This window comes from Flammeovirga sp. MY04, assembly GCF_001682195.2.
In the GTDB taxonomy this organism is placed as follows: domain Bacteria; phylum Bacteroidota; class Bacteroidia; order Cytophagales; family Flammeovirgaceae; genus Flammeovirga; species Flammeovirga yaeyamensis.
On sequence record NZ_CP003561.2, the window covers coordinates 458,681 to 479,640 of the forward strand.

A 20,960-nucleotide genomic window follows, 5' to 3' on the forward strand; every position below is an offset into this window, starting at 1 on the left:
TATGTATTTATTGAAATTAATCTCAATTTCTGTAATTGGTTGGGTCTCTCTTTTTGGAGATCCAACCAAAGTAGATGAAAAGCACTACATCGATGATATCAAGGTAGAATTAGTCAAAACTTGGCCAAAAAATAGAGCGATCAATTTGGTGTTTCACGGACATTCTGTGCCAGCCGGATATTTCAATACTCCTAATGTCCGCACAATGCAAGCTTATCCCAATGTTGTTTTAGGTGAGCTAAAGGAACAATATCCCTATGCAGTAATCAACGTGATTAAAACGTGTATTGGCGGAGAAAACTCAGTAAGCGGTGCAAAACGTTTTGAAAGTGATGTCCTTATCCATAAGCCTGATGTTCTGTTCATCGATTATGTATTGAATGATCTATCTCTTGATATGACGAAAACTTATGAAGCATGGGAATTCATGATTTTGAAAGCTAAAGAAAGAGATATAAAAGTGATTTTGCTGACACCAACAGCAGACAAACGTTATGATATTCTTTCTGATGAGACTACAATAGCAAAACATCGTCTTCAAATAATTGAATTGGCTAAAAAACATGAAGTAGGATTAGTGGATAGCTATCAGGCTTTTCGAGATGAAGTATCAAAAGGAACTGAATTAAATTCTTTGATGTCACAAGTAAATCATCCCAATGAAAAGGGACATCAATTAGTAGTAAAAGAAATTATGAAATTTTTCTAAATAAGATTATCGGTAGATGAATAGAATGTAGTGACTACTTTATTTAAAAATATCTAAGTTTCCAAGTGTAAATATTCACTTTACCCAAAAATTATATCTATTGAAAGGTTGTCATTTTTTATTGACGACCTTTTTTATTTTAAATATTTATGTTTTTGAGTGGTTAGATAGCTATTATTTAACTATTTTCGCGAACTAAATAACAAAATATAATTCTGTTACACCCGTGAAAAACTTCGAAGAGAAATATAAATTAGTTGTAAAAATAGGAAATGCACTACATAAATTTGGCTGTTCATCTTTGAGAGTAGAGACATATATTCAAGATGTAGCCAAACATATTGGAGTGGATGTAGCCTGTCAGGTAACAACAAACACTTTAAACTATCAGATAGAAGATCCTGTGACAAAAGAGCGTCAGGTGATCTTGCAATATATTCCATTGGGAAGTAATAATTTAGGAAAGCTGGCCGATCTGCATAAACAAATCCGTAAGGCTTTTAAGGATGGTCATGATTATGAGACCATCACCAAAAATATAGATCAGGTCATCGAAAAAAAGAAGATTTACAATGAGTTTTGTATTGCCTTGGCCTACACAGTTATTCCACCTTCGTTTTTAGGATTAATTGGTGGCAGTTGGGTCACGTTTTTGTTCAGTTTTCTGATGGGTTTTATCAGTTACCTCATCATTAAAGGAGTAAGAAGATTCAATACCTCTAAATATACTGTAGAGTTCTATACGGCATTTATTTGTGCTTTAATTGGCAGTGTCTGTAAATATTTTGTGCCAGAATTAGATCTCATAGAACTAAGTTTGGCATCAGTTATTTTATATGTACCCGGTTTAACCATATCCATTGCTTTAGAAGAGATTTCTTTCAATCAGTTTAATTCAGGATCTGGCTTCTTTTTCAACTCCATCATGATCTTCTTGAAGTTATTTATTGGGGTTTATCTGGGAATGTCTTTAGGGACCTTCTTTTTTAATTTATCACCGGATGTGTACATCAATGAGATTCCTAAATGGATGCACTTTATTGCCCTTCCCGCTTTATCTGCAGGTCTAGGTGTGGTTTTCAATACTAAGTTCAAAGATTTACTGATAGGCTTATTTTTAGCTGTCATTGCTTTTTGGGGACCTATGATTTTCCAAGAAAATATCGGCTGGATTTTCGGTACATTTATCAGTGCCTTTTTGATTACATTTTTGAGTATTCTATTAAGTAAATGGAAGAACGTTCCGCCATCAGTTTACCTTTTGCAAGGTATCGTGATTCTCGTACCAGGTAGTAGATTATTTATGGGCTTATCAAATCAGTTTAATAATGATCCAATTATTGATAATCCAAGTATCGGTACTTCCGGCTTACTCATGTTTTGTGCTATAGTTGTAGGGATGTTAGTGGCGTATAGTACTTATTATCCTAACCTAGATAATAGAGATGAAGTCATCTAAATAATATAATTTATCTGTGTACGGACGTTGCACTGCAACGTCCTTTTTTTGTGTAGACCAAAAAAAGCATAAACAAAAATTGCTTATGCTTTCTACTTCTATGAAATGATTTTTTTATAAACTATTACTAACTTATTTTTTAAAATAGTTTGCTTTAATATTTAGATAACCTAGTATGAATAAAACTGTCCATGGGTAAAAAAAATGATATAGTATCTCTGCTTTTATCACTTTGTCTACTACAATATTACCGCATTTCTTAATGCGTAATGTTGTGCGTATCTTTCAAAGAATAACTCTTTTTGATATCCGTTTTTATATTGCACTATTCCAATAGTTTATAAAATCATTTTTTCTCTTAAGTATAGAATATGATAAAGAATTGATTGAAAAACGTAGTAACAAAATTCTTCCAAAGTGGGAAATAGCAATAAATAGACATATTTTTTTGTAACTTCTGCCAATTAAATAACATCAACTGATATACATTAATTAAATGAAAACTATAATTTCTCTTTTTTTGATCAGCTTTATATTTTGCTCTCTTCCACTTTTTGGACAGGAAAGAAGTAAAGTGTATTACTCTAAACTAAAAAACGAAACAATAGATTATTTGGAGTTTTCTCCCGATGGGCGTCTTATGGCGGCAGGCGTTTATGGTGCTGTACGAGTATATGAAGTAGGGACTGAAAATTTTAAAGATTACAAAACCAATGCGTTTAATCAGACACCCACTTTTGTGTTGTTTTCACCAGATCAAACACAAATAGCTTTTGGAACTTTTGGTTCGGTAAGAGTATACACTTTAGGTTCAGAAGAATTTATTGATCTTAAAACAAAGGCAAAGAACCAAACACCCGATTTTCTTTGTTACTCTCCCGACGGAAAATACATTGCCACTGGAGTATTTGGTGCTGTGAGGGTATGGAAATTAGAAGATCAAACGTTTAAAGATTACCCAACAAGACTCAAGAACGAAACACCCACATTTGTTAAGTTTTCTCCCGATGGTAAAAGCATAGTAGCAGGTGTTTATGGTGGGGTGTATAGTTGGGATTTGCTCGTGTTCTAAATGAGTTTGTTTTGATGACTGTAAAATGATCTCTAAAATATTAAAGAAAGAAACTAAAATTTAACTATTGAGAAACACACCATGAATCAAATTAACTTAAACACCTTAGACCAACTTATACTTCTATCCCTTGATGATGACAAAGGTACGTTCGTTCATGAATACAGCGTATTTGGTTATTGTTTGGCCGGTGCTGCATTATACGACCTTACCTTGAAAGAAAGAATTAATATTTCAGAGGGTAGAATTAATGTAATTCATCAAGAGGAAACAGGAGATGAAGCTTTGGATGAGTGCCTAAAACTGATTTCAAAATCTAAAAAAGCGCGTAAGATTAATTATTGGATTGATAAGTTGGGTTATAAAGAAAGTGATTTGAAAGGCAGTACATTAAATAAACTACTTGATTTACAAATTCTAGAGAAAAGAGAAGATAAAATACTTTGGTTGTTTACTTACAACAAGTATCCCACTAAAAATGAGGTTCCCGAAGTGTTGATTAGAAAACGTCTGAATGCCATTATTCATGGCGATCAACAACCTATGGCAAATGATATCATGATCATCAGTTTGGTCAATTCTTGTGGATTAAATAAAGAGGTGTACGGTAAAGAAGTAGCAAAGGAGAAAAAGAAAACCATCCAAAAATTGATCAAAGAATTTGAGTTTGCCAACGAAACAAGTCAGGTGATAAAAGAGATTCATGATTTAATTATTGCTTCCTTGGCTTTAGTGGTCATAATGCCAACAATGACAGCTTCTTCGAGTTAAATTCAATTGATGTGCAGATACCAAAACGCACAAAAGATAGACAATCAAGTACAGTTTTGTTTGTAGTAGAGCGTAACTTTATATCGAAATGAAAGGTTTATTCTGCCAAATTGGAAATATATTATTCCTGTATGGCACTCTAAAACAAACAAAACAATGAAAAAATCCTATATATTTTTAGTATTACTCCTCTCTTATTTTGTATCAAATGCAGAGGTGAAACTACCTGCAATTGTCTCTTCCAATATGGTTTTACAAAGAGATACAGAAGTGATGATTTGGGGTTGGGCATCACCAAAAGAAGCCATCAAAATAAAAGCCTCATGGTTGGATCAATCTATTGATATCACAGCCGATAAAGATGGAAATTGGAAGACCTCAATAAAGACTACTTTATCAAAAGAAGAGCAAAGCCTTCACCTTTCAAGCAAATCATCTGATATACATTTAGAGAATATCCTATTTGGAGAAGTGTGGCTGTGTTCTGGACAATCGAATATGGAAATGGCCTTAAAAGGAAACCCTGGACAGCCTATTTTTGGCTCGGTAAAGGCGATTGCTCATTCAAGAAATCCACAGATTCGTTTATTTGGAATACAGAAAAACGGAGCTTCAACACCTTTGGCGGATGTGGGAAAACCAAGTAAATGGGTAGAAGCCTCTCCAGAAACGGTAGCCGATTTTAGTGCGTTGGCCTATTTCTTTGGAAGAGAATTAAATGAGGTTTTAGACGTACCCGTCGGATTAATAAAGACCTCTTTCGGGGCAAGTTTTGTAGAAGCTTGGATAAGTAAAGATGTATTGGAAAAATATCAAAAAGTGAAAGAGAATACAGAAGGCTTGCGCCCAAACAAAACACAAACAGCCTTATTTAATGCCATGGTTCACCCAATAATTCCTTACACTATAAAAGGAGCGATTTGGTATCAAGGTGAAAGTAATCGAGAATTTCCAAAGGAATATCAAACACTTTTCCCTGCGATGGTTAAAGATTGGAGAACGCGATGGAACCAAGGCGACTTTCCATTTTACTTTGCTCAAATAGCTCCTTACCAAGGTAAAGATGAAGGCGATTATTACAACTCACCAAGAAATGCAGCTTTTTTAAGAGAAGCACAAAGCAAATGTGTAAATCTTATTCCGAATTCGTATATGATTAATAATATGGATTTGGGTCAAGAAAAGTCAATTCATCCCCCTTTTAAACACGACACAGCGCATCGTTTTGTGATGAGTGCATTACAACATACCTATAATTATGAATATGTAAACGCCGATGCTCCAATTTTTGAGTCGATGGAACAAACAAAAGCAGGTGTATTACTGTGTTTCAAACAACTTGGTTTAGGTCTTTATTGTGAAGGTGATATTCCAGGTTTTGAAGTGGCAGGGAAGGACAAAGTATTTTACCCAGCACAAGCTAAAGTACATAAAAAATCAAAAGTGATTGTTACTTGTGATCAAGTGGATGAAGTGGTGGCTGTTCGTTATTGTTGGAAGAACTGGATCAAGGCAAAGCTTTATGGAGTGAACATGATTCCAGTGCCATCGTTTAGAACAGATGATTGGGAAATGGCTGAGCAGGCGCAGTAAAAATTGTGTGATTAGTTGTGATGTTAATAATTAATCAATAATATAATTTGTTATTTATTTTTTGTATTCCATGAAAATATTACTAAGTTTTGATAGCTAATTTTAAACTTAATGAATTCTGACCAATGAATAACTTTTTAGCTAATTTCGAACTTACACATATTGATACCGATTATAAACATGAATACACAAAACAAGGTCAAGAAGGAATTAAACCACTTGTGCATATTAATCAGGTATTAGAAAAATATGGTGGAAGCACTATTGAAAATGGTTTTTTTAGAATTCATACTTTTGGAAGTTCCATATTTTGGTTAAAGGAAATAGTCAGTTTTTTTAAAATCGAAACGGTTACATTTATTCCATTTGCCTACGATTTTTATGGCCGTCAGTATGCATCGAATGTAAAGGACAACACCATTACCATGTTTGATCCTTCTGATGGAGAAAAATACATTTTAGATGATATGTCCATATCAGAATTCTTTAATGAGTTTGTGGTCAAAAATAGAGAAGAACCATGTGGGTATTCGGATTTTAAATCTTTAAGTAACTTATACGGTGAAATATTAAAAAGTTCTGATTGCTTAGGTTTTAAAAAGCTATTATTTCTAGGGGGAGAAGATGAGTTGGAAAACTTAGAGGTGCAAGATATGGAAGTCTATTGGGAATTAAATAAGCAATTAAAACATCAAACGGATGTATAATTATTAATAAAAAAAAGACTACTTAGCTTTAGTATATTCATTTTGATATTAAAGTTGACTAGTCTTTTTTATGTTTCATGTATTATACTAACTTCGCCAAAACTAATTATTTACTACTTTCAAAAATCAATGACTAAAATGAGAACATTCAAACTATTAATCATTTTACTATTATCTTCTCAGGCTTTTTCTCAAACCAAAACTACTGACTTGGTTTTAGGAGAAAAATTAAAGTTTCCATCAGAGATTTTATCAGACACTATTGAATGCTGGATTCGAGTACCTGATCAATTCACGAATGCTCAAACAAAGATTGACTCTATTGCTCTTCTAATGCTTTTGGATGGAGATGAATATTTTAGGATGTCAACTGATATTGCAGAGTTGTATGAGTGGTCAAAAAAGATGCCTCTGACTATAATTGTTGGTTTACCTAGTACAGGCGAGAGCAGATATAAATACTATACTCCAACAAACGTGAAAAGTAATAAGAGTGTGCAGGATAGCCTTTTATATGCACAGACAGGTCATTTTTCTGATTATGAGCAAGCTTTAAAAAAGGAACTTATTCCGGCTTTGGAGAAAATGTATAATGTGAAGTTTAATTCTAAAACGATATTTGGTCACTCCAACGGAGGAATTGGGGCATTATCATTTTATATCTCCAAGGAAAAAGTATTTGATAAGTTTATTGTAGCAAGTCCTGCCCTTTTATGGGATGATTACTACTTGCAAAAACAAATTGATGATCAGAAAAGGACAGAATCAATTTACCTTACTCTAGGTACCAATGGTTGGGACTATTCTTTAGAATCTTATAAAGTGATATGCGAGAAACTATCGAAAACAAACAAGAATTTTAAGTTTCAGGTCAACCCCCAGGAAAGTCATGCGACAAATGGATTACGCTCTCTATTAGATGGTTTGTATTATGTTAATTTGAAAGGAAAGGAGGTGCAGTAGTTTTTCTTTCGAAGATGATGACTTTCTATCATAAAACTTCCTATTTTTGCCGAATTAACGAATCATATCAATTCGAGACAAACTAAACTTCGGTAACAAAATATGAAATTTAATACGACAAACTCGTCGAAGATTCTTTTTAATAAAATTACTCGACCATTCTTTTTAATCGGTGCTTTTGTTTTGTTGTGTAGTCATGATCTATACATCAAAATGGAAACATATTTCCTAAAGCCTAATCAAGAAGCTACTTTGAGTTTATACAATGGTACTTTCGAGAAGAGCGATAACACAATAGCCACTGACCGTTTATTAGATGCTTCGGTAACAGCACATGGCAAAAGAACATCAATTGCTGATGACCAATGGAAGGATCAGGACAGTACCATTACTCAATTTACTTTTAAAGCAGGAGAGGAGGGGACGTACGTAGTCGGCATTTCGACAAAGACCAGAACCTTGAAACAAACGGCGGAGTTATTTAACGGATATCTAAAACATGATGGTGTGTTAGACATGCTTCATCAACGTGAAGAAAATAATACACTGAATGAGGATGTTGAAGAAAGTTATCAGAAACATGTAAAGGCGATCTATCAAGTAGGTGATACAAAAACAGAAGATTGGAAGACGGTTTTGGGGTATCCTATTGAGTTTGTTCCATTAGAAAATCCATACGACAAACATACAGGAGAAACGTTAGATATTCAGTTGTTATTGGATGGTCAGCCTTTGGCTAATCAATTGGTGTATGCAGACCATGTGGCGAATGCACATTCCCATAGTCATGGGCATCATCATGGAGAACATGGACATACTCACGACCACAATGATGAAGACCATTCGCATACCAACGGACAAAGGTTCCGTACTAATAACAATGGTGTTTTGACACTCCACCTTACGGAAGACGGTATTTATTACCTTCGCACCATTCATATGGTAAAAGTGGATGCGAATAAAGAGTACACTCATCAGTCGAAGTGGTCCACATTAACATTTGAGGTGACCCACCAACATGGAGCACATACACATACACACGATCATGATCATGAAGACGAAATCCCAACTTGGATTTTCGTATTGGCAAGTGTGATCATCATTGGTATTTTATTTATGATTTTCAGAAAAAAGGACTAAGTATGAACGCAAATATTAAGAAGGCATTATCACTTTTGTTCTTACTTCTACCTTTTGTAAGTGTAGCGCATGATGTAACAAGTGCCGATCAGGAAATTCTTAGAAACGGAGGTCTTTTTGCCTACATACACGTAGGAGCAACGCATATGCTTACAGGTTACGACCACTTATTGTTCCTTGCAGGTGTTGTCTTCTATTTAACGGGCATCAAAGATATATTAAAGTTTATCACTGCTTTTACAATTGGTCATTGTATCACGTTGATAGGTGCTACGTATGCTAGTATCACCGCCAACGAACATTTAGTAGATGCAGTCATTGCATTGAGTATTCTATACAAAGGTTTTGAAAACTTAGGTGGCTTCGAAAAGCTGAAAGTAAAATCGCCTAACCTCCTCTTAATGGTCGTTGTCTTTGGACTCATCCACGGTTTCGGTTTATCCACAAGATTGCAATCTTTCGAAAACGGAACCGAAGATTTATTGGCAAAAATCCTATGTTTTAACTTAGGTGTTGAAGTTGGTCAAGTATTGGCTTTAATTCCAATCGTTGCCCTTTTCACATTTGCCAGAAAACACAAACAATTTCCTGCCTTCTACAAAGCCGTCAATTGGTATTTGATAATAGCCGGAGTGTTCTTGTTTTTGTATCAGATGTCGGGATATTATTCTGGGCATTAAGATATAATACTTAAAAAAATTGAGACTAAAACCCCAATGAGATGATTCTTGTTGGGGTTTTTGGTATATAAAAAAGTCATATTTAAAGTTTAGCAGAATAGCCGAGTATTACTCGTTTAATACTCGGCTAGTAAATTTGATTATTTTATTTTTGTATATCAGATAATATGTTCATTTATGTCGTATTGTGGCTAAGTAGGGTTGTATGAGTGTATTTTACTGGTTTTAGGTAGGTTATGGTATTTGTATTCTATATTAGAATTATCATCAATCAACTTTGAATATTTAAAGTTGATTGGTAAATTGAGGAAGTAAATTTTACTAATGGATAAACGCCATGGTGTTTAGCAAAATATAATGTGACATAGTGGTGTTTATTAAATGTTATGCACTACAGGAAATATCGAATATTATGAGTTATGATTTAATGGTTTTCAATCCTAAAAATGCTCCTAAAAGCGAAACGGATTTTATGAATTGGTATGAAAATCAAACGGAATGGGAAGAAGAACACGACTATGATGACCCGAAAGTATCATCTGAAGAATTGAGAAATTGGTTTATGGAAATGATTAATGATTTTCCAGCTTTAAATGGGCCTTATGCCCCTGATGATATTGATGTTCGAATAGATGATGATGAATTAACTGATTATTGTGTTGGAAAAGATGTTATTTACTCAGCATTTAGATTTTCAGTAGCAGAAAAAGCATATCCAAAAATGATTGAGCTTGCAGAAAAGCATAAAGTTGGTTTTTTTGACGCAAGTGGAAATGGAAATATTATGTTTCCTAATGGAAATGGAATATTAGAGTCAATAAACAAAAAAATGGAATCAAAACCCTGGTGGAAATTTTGGTAAAATGAAAACAGAATTACTTGCTTATAGAAAATATCCCGAACCTAAAGGGACTGATTATTTTATTAATGATTTAGACACTGAACAAAAGGTTATTGAACTTTTTGATTTCTGTCAAATTTTGGAAGCTATAGTAACAAAGGCAGGTTGGGATTTTTTATTAAACAAATATGGAATCAAAAAAATATTTGAACTCAATAATTTAAGCGGTTGGATGGAATGTGAGTCCTTAAAAGAGTTTGAAGAAGATATAAACGAACATATAAAAAGTGCATAACATCAACTAAACTCCACTCACGGTTGACGCAACCGCTCACGTAGTTTAGTCATCACGTTATATTTAAAATAATCATTCAAAACTACTCTATTCTATGAAAATATACTTTTTACTTTTAATATTTTGTTCATTTTTTATTGAAACTGAAGCAGAAGTTAATAATGATACCTTGGAATATATTGTCTCAAAAAATAATAATTTATTTGGTGATAAGACTGTTTCAGAATATAAGTTAAAACTTAAGCTAATAGAAGAAATTGACAATACTAAAATTTACAGGTGGACGGTAACTAATATAACTAAAGATGAGTATTTATCCTTACTTGAGATAGTCAAAAAATTAGAAGCTATAATACAAGTAAATTCTCAAAGTGATATTGAAATATTAAATTGGGATAAAATTTTATCTAATAATCAGAAAGAATTAGATAAATATTTTTCTGTTAATTCGGTTTCTGATAAAATTAAGAACAGACTTTATCATAATAGTCAAAGTAAAGAAATTCTAACTAATCATTATTTCAAAGATATTGAGTGTTTTTTTGAATTCAATAACATAGAATCAAAAGTAAAGCTACCAACAGAAATGGTTTATAATGTCAATATTGGAGATAACCCAAAAACTGTTAAAGTGACGAAGCAGATTTTTCAAACTAAAAAGAAAATAAAGAAAGATGAAGTTGGCTATAATTCCATTGAAAATTATAATGAAAAACAATTTACAGAAATGATGTATGATCTAACTAATGATCACAACCTAAGAAGTTTAGGAGTTAAATTCAACAGGCAAATTAAGTCACGATCTATTTATAAAAAAGTAGATAATATACTACGTTATTACAAAAAAGAAATAATTAACTCTATAACTAGCTTAAACAATACACAAGAAGAAATAATAATAAAACTTGTAACTAGTAAATAAATATAACAACAGCTAATCTCCATCCATCGGGTGACGCACCCTCTGGTCGTAGTTTAGCCAATACGTTATGGTGAATAGCAAAATTAAAAGTAAGTGGAAAGTTTAGATGAACTTGATTTGGAATTAAGTAAAAGAGTGCAAATCTTAGTCAAATCAATTAATTTTTATAAGTCTTGCATGGAGTTAAATCATCCTCAAGACCTTGAATTGAAATCTTTTGCTGACAATAATTCATTTATAAGAATGACTAGATATTCGTTGTGGTGTATGTCAGTGCTTGAATTGAACAAACTTTATGGAGGAAGTAATGATTATTACACAATTGAGAAGCTATTAAACATACTATTATATAATTGCAAAAAAGAGTTGTTAAACGATAAAATTGATAAGAGTACTTTGAAAGAGTGGATGTCAATTATTAAATCTGAAAAGTATAATAGGATAATTAAAAATTTAAATAGTTTAAGAAATAAATTTTATGCTCATACAGATAATAATCTAGACTTGTCAATTAATGAATTTGAAATTTTAGACAATGAAATAATTGACATATTTACTTTCACAAAGGAGGTTATTAGTGAAATTAGATTGAAAGTACTTGGCATCGATACTAATTTTGAAACAATAAAACGAGATAAGTATTCTGCTTTGAATGTTTTGAAAACTTTATACGAAAATAAATAATAATCACCATAACATTCTATATGATCCCATTGCCGTGTAGTAGTTATCTGAAAGTGAAGTGCTAAATTGAGGCACCGCCAAAACATTTCCTTCCTGTGAATTGAAAAGATCAATCAATCACAGATAAGCTAATCTTTTGGCTATTTAGTAATTTAAGAGTGCTCTGCTGAAAAACGGCAACAGGCACATATAGTAGGCGTTGGTGTGCCACGATGCTGTGGCTTTCCAGTAGGTGCAAATCCTACCTAAGTAATTTACTGTTCACTTAGAAGAGTTACTGACAGTGATCGCCGTGAGGTGGATAGCTGAAGCTCAGTGATCTCAAATAACCAAGCCGTAATACGCAAGTGTGAACCCATAGTAGCTTCGAAAAGGCAGGCGTAGATGGGGAGAGTTTTGACGGTCTCGAACCCTGTTACATTGTATGAATTAACAGTAACATGAAATACAATGATCTACCGGAGTCATAGGGATGGCGTGGTTATAGATGGAAAGTAACGGAACGTGGGAGATCTGTTATTTCAAAGGTTGGCCACCTTAAACAAGCTGATATAAGTATAGCGAAATTCAGCCTGGTAATAACAGAAGTCGGAGGAGCTCATAGTACTGCTCGACCTTAAGGACAACATAACCTTGAGTTAGGGAAGGAGCTCTACTTTGGATATGTAGATATAGAACTGTAATGCTCGGTACTGGCTTAGTCCTATCGGCCGAATAAAATGTATTGATGGTTCTAAATGCTACTATATGTTTGTATAAGTAAGAAAAGAAAATATGGCGTTTAAATTAGCTACTTAAGCATCACCCTTATTGGGTAGATTCTTATGAATATCAAACAAAGAAATCCATCGGTAAGCCGTATGAGGGAAAACTTCACGTACGGTTTGATGAAGGGGGTTCTGATAGTTTTCTCAAAATGATTACATTTATAATTATTTAAACTGAGAGAGCTATCAGACTCTACTCTACTGCTTCATTATAAAAACACCCTGCAACCATGACAAGATTAGATTTTATAGAGTTTCTTAAAGAGTTTAGAAAAGACCTGACAAACAATGATTCAAAATGGGAGAATAAGACTCTTGAAGATTTTTTAGAAGCAATGGAAAGGTATACTGAAGATGTACAAGGTTATTACGATAATATGAAATTGAATATTGATGCAGACAAAGCCACTTGGGATAATTTCATGACTATTATGAAAGGAGCATCAATTTATGAGTGAAAAGATAGATTAAAAACTAATGTGGTTTAAAAAGAAAATAGAATTGTTTAATCATCCATTAATTGAAAAGTTTGATAAAGAGCTATCATCAATTTTGAAAGCTGACTTGATAACTTCTGATTTGGAAATATTGGAAAGATTATCTAAGGAAGAGCAAAAACAAAGCGGAATAGCATCTTCAGATTTACTCTCAATATATGATAAAAAGAAAGATGACTTGATTAAATTCACTTGTTATTGCTACTCAAAAGAATCAAAGATTGAGCTTGTCGAGGAATATCCTAATCCTGATGATGACAAACAAGACTACTCTGATTCAAAAACCATTGGATTAAGTAAAGGATTCTCAATTACATATGCGATTTACTATTACTTCTTGTCAAAAAATGACAATAAAGGACTAATGGATTATTTATGTGTTAGGCGAATCCCATACTTTAAAAAGTTTCATGAGAGACTGATTAATTATTTCCACGCATCGAAAGGAGTTATGCTATCTGATTCTTACATACAATATGCAGCAGGATATGATAAAGAAAATGTAACGATTGAGGATATTGATAAAGCAGTTAAGGATGTTCAAGAAATGGATGATGAGCATGGAGCTTTTTGGATTTCGATACTAATGGATAATGACGAAGAATATGTAATTGAGGTTAATAAACGTCAGAAAGTTTCTGTTATGTATGGAGAAAAAATTGACATTCAATATAATTTGCAAGATTGGAATGAGGTAAAACACATTTTAAAATTGCATATTGACAAGAAATTTGATGATATAATAACGATAGTAAATAAATAACGAAAGCACAACAATGTGTATAGTGCATAAGGGTTTCAGAGGTTTTCGAGCAGTATCACCCACATCATTTTTTGGTGGTAAATTGATAGGTTTGAAGTCCGCAATCCCTTACGAAACCATACACTCAACGTTAGGCAATATTAGAAATGAGTGTATTTAATCGAAAGACAAAAAAGAAGCATATTGAACAGTTCGGACTTAGAATAGCTGAATTGTTGGAATTTGAAATGCCTCAAATTAAGACAGCAATCGGACTTTCGAAAATTTACGGAATCAGCTTTATGCAAGAACCAAAAGGCATTTACATATCACGCGGATACAACCCGAAGGAATTTGAAATCATCAACAGAAACCATAAGACTTGCTTCAACTTGACTGGAATATCAGTTCTCAACAAACAAGAAAACATGTATCAACCTATCAAATTGTATTACCAATCTGACGGTTTGACCAAAATCGAAATAACCAATCCCGAATACTTCCATAGGACGTTTGACCTTAATAAAATTCAGAAAAGAGATATAGAACTTGAGCATCTGGAAAAGGAAAATCCAGACCGTAAAACAGCTGAAAAAATATTGAAATCCCTAAGCAAAGAGCAAATTGACCTTTTGGACCTTGATAACACATTTGAAATTGACTTTGATGAAAAGTTGTTCTATACGATCTTGGATATGGAAGATGGAAATTATGTTGCGGTGGATAAAAAGGGAAAAGTCTATAGATTAAATCACGACCATGTGGAAAGAGTAAAATTGATTGCTGATAAACCAACCGACTTTTTTAAGATTTTTAAAGGTCAAAAGAGCGAATTAGAAGAATTAATGAACAAATAAAAATATTGCCTAACAAAGCCATATACAAACCGTTGGCAAGCATTAAAATGAAAGAAAAGATTGAATACAGGTTTTGGTTTTGGAGTCATAAACTGACTGGGATAATGACCATGCTAGCAGAATTGTCAAAATATGATTTGGACGAAATCGAAATTGAGAGAATAAAACGTAAGCAGTCGCCCATCCCCATCTATTATGCCTCAAATTCCTGACTTAATTTTACGTCATCATTAAAACGTAGATATTATGTCAAAAAAAGCAGAAATGTATGCTCATATAGCATCATGGAAAATTAGTGGTTTACAACAAAAAGCTTATTGTCAACTTCATTCAATTAAGCTATCCACTTTTCATTATTGGGTAGTAAAACAACGTAAAGAAAATACAAATCCAGCTAAGGGGAGTTTCATCCCTGTCAAAGTACCGAAGAAGGTTGAACAGACCGTTAAGACCGTTACTCTCGAATATCTCAATGGAGTAAAACTCCATCTTTCAGATCGAGAATTATTAAAAGAAGCAATTCATTTTTTCTAATGTTATCTCTTCGTAATACAGATCGTATTTACCTGTACAGTAAATTTACAGATATGAGAAAAGGGTTTAATGGTTTGAGTAATATCATTATTTCTACGATGGATTTATCGGTAACAAGTGGAGATATCTTTGTTTTTATCAACCGGAGTAAAGACAAGATTAAACTTCTTAGGTTTGAAAGAGGAGGTTTTTGTTTATACTATAAAAGACTGGAAAGAGGTAGGTTTGAACTTCCTAAAGGTTTTGGAGAACGCAAAAATATAGCACTAACCTCCACGGAAATGATGATGATAATTGAAGGTATTTCTTTAGAAAAAAGAGGTCAAAAAGTACGTTTTTAGCATTAAAATCGCTATTTTTGTAAAGTGAGTAAGGATGATAAAATAGCGAATTTAGAACAAGAAAATGCACAACTGAAGACACAGTTGTCAATGCTTCAAAGTATGCTTTACGGTTCTAAATCAGAGAAACGAAAACAAACGGATATACCCGATAATCAGCTCTCTATTTTCGCTCAAGACAAAGAGCAGAAAACGGAGCCTTCTCAGGAGATTACCGTTCCTGCTCACAAACGCAAAAAGAAAAAGCCTGTACGAACAGCTTTACCAGAGCATTTGGAACGCGTAGAAGAAGTGATCGAACCAAATCACGATTTGGATGGATGGCATAAAGTGGGTGAAGATGTAACGGAAGTACTCGAATGCGAACCTGCTCGTTTATATGTTCGTAGAATTATTCGCCCTCGTTACGTTCGTGATGCAGATCAAGAGAACAGCGAGTTTAGTCAGGCAAATTTACCTTCAGATTTACCATTTCCTAAGTCAAGTACATCGGCAAGTTTAGCCGCACAGATGGTCGTAAGTAAATTTATCGATCATATCCCCATCCATCGTTTTATCAAGCAATTTGAAAGACAAGGTGTTTATCTAAAAAACACGACGCTGATTGACTTACAAAAAAGAACGGCGGATAAACTGAGTATTTTATACGACACACTCACTCAAAAAATACAGCAAAGTAACTACCTTCAAATCGATGAATCGACCATAAAGGTGATGGGAACAGGTAAAAAAGGAAAACCACACCAAGGATATATGTGGTATTACCTTGATCCTAAAGCCAAATTATTATCGATTCATTATGCAAGTGGCCGAGATCGGAAATATTTAAAAGAACATCTGCATAATTTTTCGGGTTATGCTCAAACCGATGGCTATAAAGCTTACGATTATTTTGATCAGACAACAACAATTACACAGCTCAATTGTTGGGCCCACGCACGTCGATACTTTTTTGAAGTACATAAAGGTGGAGATAAAAGGGCATTGGAGGCGGTGAACCTTATTGGTCAGCTCTACGAACTGGAAAAATCACTGAAAGAAGAATCTAATCCAAAAATCATCTATCAGCAAAGGCAAAAGTATGCTCTTCCAGTAATCAATACACTTTTTGAGTGGGCAAAAAAACTAACCGTATTACCAAAATCCCAATTAGGAAAAGCAATACATTATCTTCTCAATAGAGAAAAAGGACTCCGAATGTACTTAACTGACGGTAAACTTTTGATTGATAACAACCCCATAGAAAATAAAATTCGTCCACTTGCTATTGGTCGAAAAAATTACATGTTTGCAGGAAATGAAGAAGGAGCAAAACAAGCTGCCATGTTCTATGCCTTTTTTGCAACAGCCAAAATGAACGACATTGAACCTTTTGAATGGCTAAAATCAACGCTAGAAAAAATAGATGATCAGCCAATCAATAAAATTGAGGAATTACTGCCGGTGAAGTAGTATATAGCGGGATGGGCGACTGCTTACATTAGAAACATATATAAATATATGTTTGTTCGCATTCCAAATGTAACGGTTGATATGTGAGAATTTTAAAAAAAACTTGATCAGTTATCATAGACAAATTTAAGCAGAAAGGGATAAAAATTTAATTAAGTGAATATCAACACATGATAAACTTAGTTATATGTCTATTTCTTAATATTAGAATAACTTTCCAAAATATTTTTCTATTAAAACCGAATCTTGTTTTGTAATACATATATATGTAAATTGAAATAATCTTTAAGGTATTGAATAGCAAACTTCAAATTATTTGAATGGGCTTAAAACTAAATTAGCATTGTAAACTATATAAAAAAATTATGATTTCTAAACTTTTACAAGTATCAAAACATCCTTTAACCAAAAGTCTGATATTATGTTTTTCTGTTGGATTTACCTTATCTAGTTGTGATGATTTGCCAAAGCAGGAGGATGTGGCAAATAATAATGATGAGATAGTTATTGAACAAAAAATAACCAATGAAGTTGTTGAAGAAAAGACAATTGAAAAGAAAGTATATGTTCCAGAAGAAAATATCAGAAGCTTTATAAAGAACAATGAAAAGGCTTTTGAGCAGTATAATTATTTACTACAAACTTTAAGTAATCGAGACAGTATAAAAACAATTGAAGAAGTAAACCTTGCCTTAGCATCTAGAGACAAATTGGTGAGCCTTCTAATGAGCGATAATAGATTATATGAATTCATGGAAACAGGGCTAACCGAGGATACATATAATGAGTTCGAAAAATTGGGAATTGAAATAGTGGAAGCAGAAGGGATGTTTTTCGAACTTGGTAAGGCTCCATTGCTCACGGACCTGATTGAAAAATTAGCTAATGAACCAGATCTATTAAAAAATCAAATTGAAAATTTATACAGTGCCTCTAGAGGTTCTGAATACCCCTTTTTAGATTTGGAGGAACAATTAAAAATTATCCCTCTAGTAGAAAAGTTGATTACAAAATATCCTCAAAATCAATATAATTCTAAAGCTTTAGAAATTTTAAAGGAAGCTCTTACTCCTCTTGTCGATGTTCACCTTGTTAAAAGTAATCAAGTTAATAATCATATCGTTGGAGGTTTGTATGTAGAAGCATATCCAAATCAAACAGACATAAGTTACCATAAAAAGTTTGCATCTGAAGATACTACAAGATTTTCTAAAGTGGTGAAAAATATATTAGGTTCTATCTCCACAATCGACTATAGTTTTGAAAAGATTTATTACATAGAAGTTCCAGAAATTATTACTGATTCTACATTTGCTAATCAACAAAAATTTGAGGAATTCCAAAACCTTCCAGACGTTGTTAAAGAGCTGAATGGTGTTTTGACATACCTATGGTTAGGACTTGATGTACCCCATGTTCTAAATCTTGGTAATAATACAAAATCAATAGTAGTCTATCGATTTTATGACGAGTTAGCCCCAGCTGAAAAAAGCTTAGAAGAAATAAAGAAAATCATACCAAGTGCTAAACTTGTTGAATATCAACCTGAAAAGTAAGCAGTCGCCCATCCCCATCTATTATGCCTCAAATTCCTGACTTAATTTTACGTCATCATTAAAACGTAGATATTATGTCAAAAAAAGCAGAAATGTATGCTCATATAGCATCATGGAAAACTAGTGGTTTACAACAAAAAGCTTATTGTCAACTTCATTCAATTAAGCTATCCACTTTTCATTATTGGGTAGTAAAACAACGTAAAGAAAATACAAATCCAGCTAAGGGGAGTTTCATCCCTGTCAAAGTACCGAAGAAGGTTGAACAGACCGTTAAGACCGTTACTCTCGAATATCCCAATGGAGTAAAACTCCATCTTTCAGATCGAGAACTATTAAAAGAAGCAATTCATTTTTTCTAATGTTATCTCTTCGTAATACAGATCGTATTTACCTGTACAGTAAATTTACAGATATGCGAAAAGGGTTTAATGGGTTGAGTAATATCGTTATTTCTTTAATGGAACTGGATGTGACTAATGGAGATATTTTCGTTTTTATTAATCGAAGTAAAGATAAATTGAAACTGCTTCGGTTTGAAAAAGGCGGTTTTTCATTGTATTATAAACGTTTGGAAAAAGGTCGGTTTGAGCTTCCAAAAGGGTTCGACAAACAGAAAAACATCTCTTTATCTTCGACAGAAATTATGATGATAATTGAAGGTATTTCTTTAGAAAAAAGAGGTCAAAAAGTACGTTTTTAGTATTAAAATCGCTACTTTTGTAAGGTGAGTAAGGATGATAAAATAGCGAATTTAGAACAAGAAAATGCACAACTGAAGACACAGTTGTCAATGCTTCAAAGTATGCTTTACGGTTCTAAATCAGAGAAACGAAAACAAGCGGATATACCCGATAATCAGCTCTCTATTTTCGCTCAAGACAAAGAGCAGAAAACGGAGCCTTCTCAGGAGATTACCGTTCCTGCTCACAAACGCAAAAAGAAAAAGCCTGTACGAACAGCTTTACCTGAGCATCTGGAACGTGTAGAAGAAGTGATTGAACCTGATCACGATTTGGATGGATGGCATAAAGTGGGTGAAGATGTCACTGAAGTACTCGAATGCGAGCCTGCCCGTTTATTCGTTCGTAGAATTATTCGCCCTCGTTACGTTCGTGATGCAGATCAAGAGAACAGCGAGTTTAGTCAAGCAAATTTACCATCAGATTTACCATTTCCTAAGTCAAGTACATCGGCAAGTTTAGCCGCACAGATGGTCGTGAGTAAATTTATCGATCATATCCCCATCCATCGTTTTATCAAGCAATTTGAAAGACAAGGTGTTTATCTAAAAAATACAACGCTCATAGACTTACAAAAAGAACGGCGGATAAACTGAGTATTTTATACGACACACTCACTCAAAAAAATACAGCAAAGTAACTACCTTCAAATCGATGAATCGACCATAAAGGTGATGGGAACAGGTAAAAAAGGAAAACCACACCAAGGATATATGTGGTATTACCTTGATCCTAAAGCCAAATTATTATCGATTCATTATGCAAGCGGTCGAGATCGGAAATATTTAAAAGAACATCTGCATAATTTTTCAGGTTATGCTCAAACCGATGGCTATAAAGCTTACGATTATTTTGATCAGACAACAACAATTACACAGCTCAATTGTTGGGCCCACGCACGTCGATACTTTTTTGAAGCACATAAAGGTGGAGATAAAAGGGCATTGGAGGCGGTGAACCTTATTGGCCAGCTCTACGAACTGGAAAAATCACTGAAAGAAGAATCTAATCCAAAAATCATCTATCAGCAAAGGCAAAAGTATGCTCTTCCAGTAATCAATACACTTTTTGAGTGGGCAAAAAAGCTAACCGTCTTACCTAAATCTCAGTTAGGAAAAGCAATACATTATCTTCTCAATAGAGAAAAAGGACTCCGAATGTACTTAACTGACGGTAAACTTTTGATTGATAATAACCCCATAGAAAATAAAATTCGTCCACTTGCTATTGGTCGAAAAAATTACATGTTTGCAGGAAATGAAGAAGGAGCAAAACAAGCTGCCATGTTCTATGCCTTTTTTGCAACAGCCAAAATGAACGACATTGAACCTTTTGAATGGCTAAAATCAACGCTAGAAAAAATAGATGATCAGCCGATCAATAAAATTGAGGAATTACTGCCGGTGAAGTAGTATTTAGCGGGATGGGCGATTGCTTACCCTGAAAATAAAACAAAGGAAAGTGTTCAATAATTAATGCATATTAGAGTTTATACCAAGAATGCCTCAAGAAAATTAATGAAGAGATATGTTATATTCTTCTGAACGATTTTTTTGTTTAAAAGGATAGATCAAAAAATAATTTTTGGGAATTCGGGTTACTTCAAAATTAAAATAAAATATGAAAGCATAGCCG

General features: G+C 33.4%; 22 protein-coding genes and 2 pseudogenes. All 24 read left to right on the forward strand.

The window, feature by feature from the left end; all coding sequences use genetic code 11:
- Nucleotide 1 precedes the first annotated feature (1 nt).
- The 24 genes and pseudogenes from MY04_RS21735 (at nt 2) to tnpC (MY04_RS28190) (ending at nt 20,737) form a co-directional block, all read left to right on the forward strand.
- Nucleotides 2-709 carry an SGNH/GDSL hydrolase family protein gene (locus MY04_RS21735; protein ID WP_066214307.1) on the forward strand — a complete coding sequence of 236 codons (708 nt, stop codon included), beginning with the start codon at nt 2-4 and terminating at the stop codon, nt 707-709.
- Between the two features lie 226 nt (nt 710-935).
- The gene (locus MY04_RS21740) at nt 936-2,168 is read left to right on the forward strand and encodes a threonine/serine ThrE exporter family protein (protein ID WP_066214310.1); all 1,233 of its coding nucleotides are present in this window, start codon (nt 936-938) and stop codon (nt 2,166-2,168) included.
- A 496-nt stretch (nt 2,169-2,664) separates the two neighbouring features.
- Nucleotides 2,665-3,240, forward strand: coding sequence for a WD40 repeat domain-containing protein (locus MY04_RS21745; protein WP_066214313.1), 576 nt, complete (start codon nt 2,665-2,667; stop codon nt 3,238-3,240).
- Nucleotides 3,241-3,321: 81 nt separating this feature from the next.
- Nucleotides 3,322-4,011, forward strand: coding sequence for a GOLPH3/VPS74 family protein (locus tag MY04_RS21750; protein ID WP_066214317.1), 690 nt, complete (start codon nt 3,322-3,324; stop codon nt 4,009-4,011).
- Between the two features lie 156 nt (nt 4,012-4,167).
- Nucleotides 4,168-5,604, forward strand: coding sequence for a sialate O-acetylesterase (locus MY04_RS21755; protein ID WP_066214320.1), 1,437 nt, complete (start codon nt 4,168-4,170; stop codon nt 5,602-5,604).
- A 125-nt stretch (nt 5,605-5,729) separates the two neighbouring features.
- Nucleotides 5,730-6,311, forward strand: a complete 582-nt coding sequence (locus tag MY04_RS21760) for a T6SS immunity protein Tdi1 domain-containing protein (RefSeq protein ID WP_066214323.1) — start codon at nt 5,730-5,732, stop codon at nt 6,309-6,311.
- A gap of 138 nt (nt 6,312-6,449) precedes the next feature.
- Nucleotides 6,450-7,274: an alpha/beta hydrolase gene (locus MY04_RS21765; protein WP_158297839.1), complete on the forward strand. Its 825-nt coding sequence runs from the start codon at nt 6,450-6,452 to the stop codon at nt 7,272-7,274.
- Nucleotides 7,275-7,460: 186 nt separating this feature from the next.
- Nucleotides 7,461-8,414 (forward strand): DUF4198 domain-containing protein, encoded by a 954-nt coding sequence (locus tag MY04_RS21770; RefSeq protein ID WP_257794115.1) that lies wholly within the window; start codon nt 7,461-7,463, stop codon nt 8,412-8,414.
- Nucleotides 8,415-8,416: 2 nt separating this feature from the next.
- Nucleotides 8,417-9,094, forward strand: coding sequence for a HupE/UreJ family protein (locus MY04_RS21775; protein ID WP_066214332.1), 678 nt, complete (start codon nt 8,417-8,419; stop codon nt 9,092-9,094).
- Between the two features lie 412 nt (nt 9,095-9,506).
- The gene (locus MY04_RS21780) at nt 9,507-9,956 is read left to right on the forward strand and encodes a hypothetical protein (RefSeq protein WP_066214335.1); all 450 of its coding nucleotides are present in this window, start codon (nt 9,507-9,509) and stop codon (nt 9,954-9,956) included.
- Nucleotide 9,957: 1 nt separating this feature from the next.
- Nucleotides 9,958-10,230 carry a hypothetical protein gene (locus MY04_RS21785; RefSeq protein ID WP_066214337.1) on the forward strand — a complete coding sequence of 91 codons (273 nt, stop codon included), beginning with the start codon at nt 9,958-9,960 and terminating at the stop codon, nt 10,228-10,230.
- A gap of 94 nt (nt 10,231-10,324) precedes the next feature.
- Nucleotides 10,325-11,152, forward strand: coding sequence for a hypothetical protein (locus MY04_RS21790; protein WP_066214338.1), 828 nt, complete (start codon nt 10,325-10,327; stop codon nt 11,150-11,152).
- Nucleotides 11,153-11,245: 93 nt separating this feature from the next.
- On the forward strand, nt 11,246-11,836 hold the full coding sequence (locus tag MY04_RS21795) for an AbiU2 domain-containing protein (RefSeq protein ID WP_066214340.1): 591 nt from the start codon (nt 11,246-11,248) through the stop codon (nt 11,834-11,836).
- Nucleotides 11,837-12,833: 997 nt separating this feature from the next.
- Nucleotides 12,834-13,061: a DUF7660 family protein gene (locus MY04_RS21800; protein ID WP_066214342.1), complete on the forward strand. Its 228-nt coding sequence runs from the start codon at nt 12,834-12,836 to the stop codon at nt 13,059-13,061.
- 19 nt (nt 13,062-13,080) lie between these two features.
- Nucleotides 13,081-13,863, forward strand: a complete 783-nt coding sequence (locus tag MY04_RS21805; protein WP_066214344.1) for a hypothetical protein — start codon at nt 13,081-13,083, stop codon at nt 13,861-13,863.
- A gap of 146 nt (nt 13,864-14,009) precedes the next feature.
- Nucleotides 14,010-14,699 carry a hypothetical protein gene (locus tag MY04_RS21810; protein ID WP_066214346.1) on the forward strand — a complete coding sequence of 230 codons (690 nt, stop codon included), beginning with the start codon at nt 14,010-14,012 and terminating at the stop codon, nt 14,697-14,699.
- 246 nt (nt 14,700-14,945) lie between these two features.
- Nucleotides 14,946-15,233, forward strand: coding sequence for an IS66 family insertion sequence element accessory protein TnpA (gene tnpA, locus MY04_RS21815; RefSeq protein ID WP_066214348.1), 288 nt, complete (start codon nt 14,946-14,948; stop codon nt 15,231-15,233).
- Nucleotides 15,233-15,574: an IS66 family insertion sequence element accessory protein TnpB gene (tnpB, locus tag MY04_RS21820; protein WP_066215954.1), complete on the forward strand. Its 342-nt coding sequence runs from the start codon at nt 15,233-15,235 to the stop codon at nt 15,572-15,574. Before tnpA (MY04_RS21815) ends, tnpB (MY04_RS21820) begins: the two co-directional genes overlap by 1 nt.
- 24 nt (nt 15,575-15,598) lie before the next feature.
- Nucleotides 15,599-17,026 carry an IS66 family transposase gene (tnpC, locus tag MY04_RS21825; RefSeq protein WP_169055547.1) on the forward strand — a complete coding sequence of 476 codons (1,428 nt, stop codon included), beginning with the start codon at nt 15,599-15,601 and terminating at the stop codon, nt 17,024-17,026.
- 365 nt (nt 17,027-17,391) lie between these two features.
- A complete protein-coding gene (locus MY04_RS21830; protein WP_066214354.1) occupies nt 17,392-18,582 on the forward strand; it encodes a hypothetical protein in 1,191 nt (396 codons plus the stop codon).
- A 74-nt stretch (nt 18,583-18,656) separates the two neighbouring features.
- A complete protein-coding gene (gene tnpA / locus MY04_RS21835; RefSeq protein WP_066207778.1) occupies nt 18,657-18,944 on the forward strand; it encodes an IS66 family insertion sequence element accessory protein TnpA in 288 nt (95 codons plus the stop codon).
- Nucleotides 18,944-19,285 (forward strand): IS66 family insertion sequence element accessory protein TnpB, encoded by a 342-nt coding sequence (tnpB, locus tag MY04_RS21840; protein ID WP_066207003.1) that lies wholly within the window; start codon nt 18,944-18,946, stop codon nt 19,283-19,285. The genes tnpA (MY04_RS21835) and tnpB (MY04_RS21840) overlap by 1 nt, the downstream gene beginning before the upstream one ends.
- Nucleotides 19,286-19,309: 24 nt before the next feature.
- Nucleotides 19,310-19,561: pseudogene (locus tag MY04_RS28355) on the forward strand (transposase domain-containing protein); the annotation flags it as partial.
- A gap of 54 nt (nt 19,562-19,615) precedes the next feature.
- A pseudogene (tnpC, locus tag MY04_RS28190) lies at nt 19,616-20,737 on the forward strand (IS66 family transposase).
- The last annotated feature ends 223 nt before the right edge of the window (nt 20,738-20,960 follow it).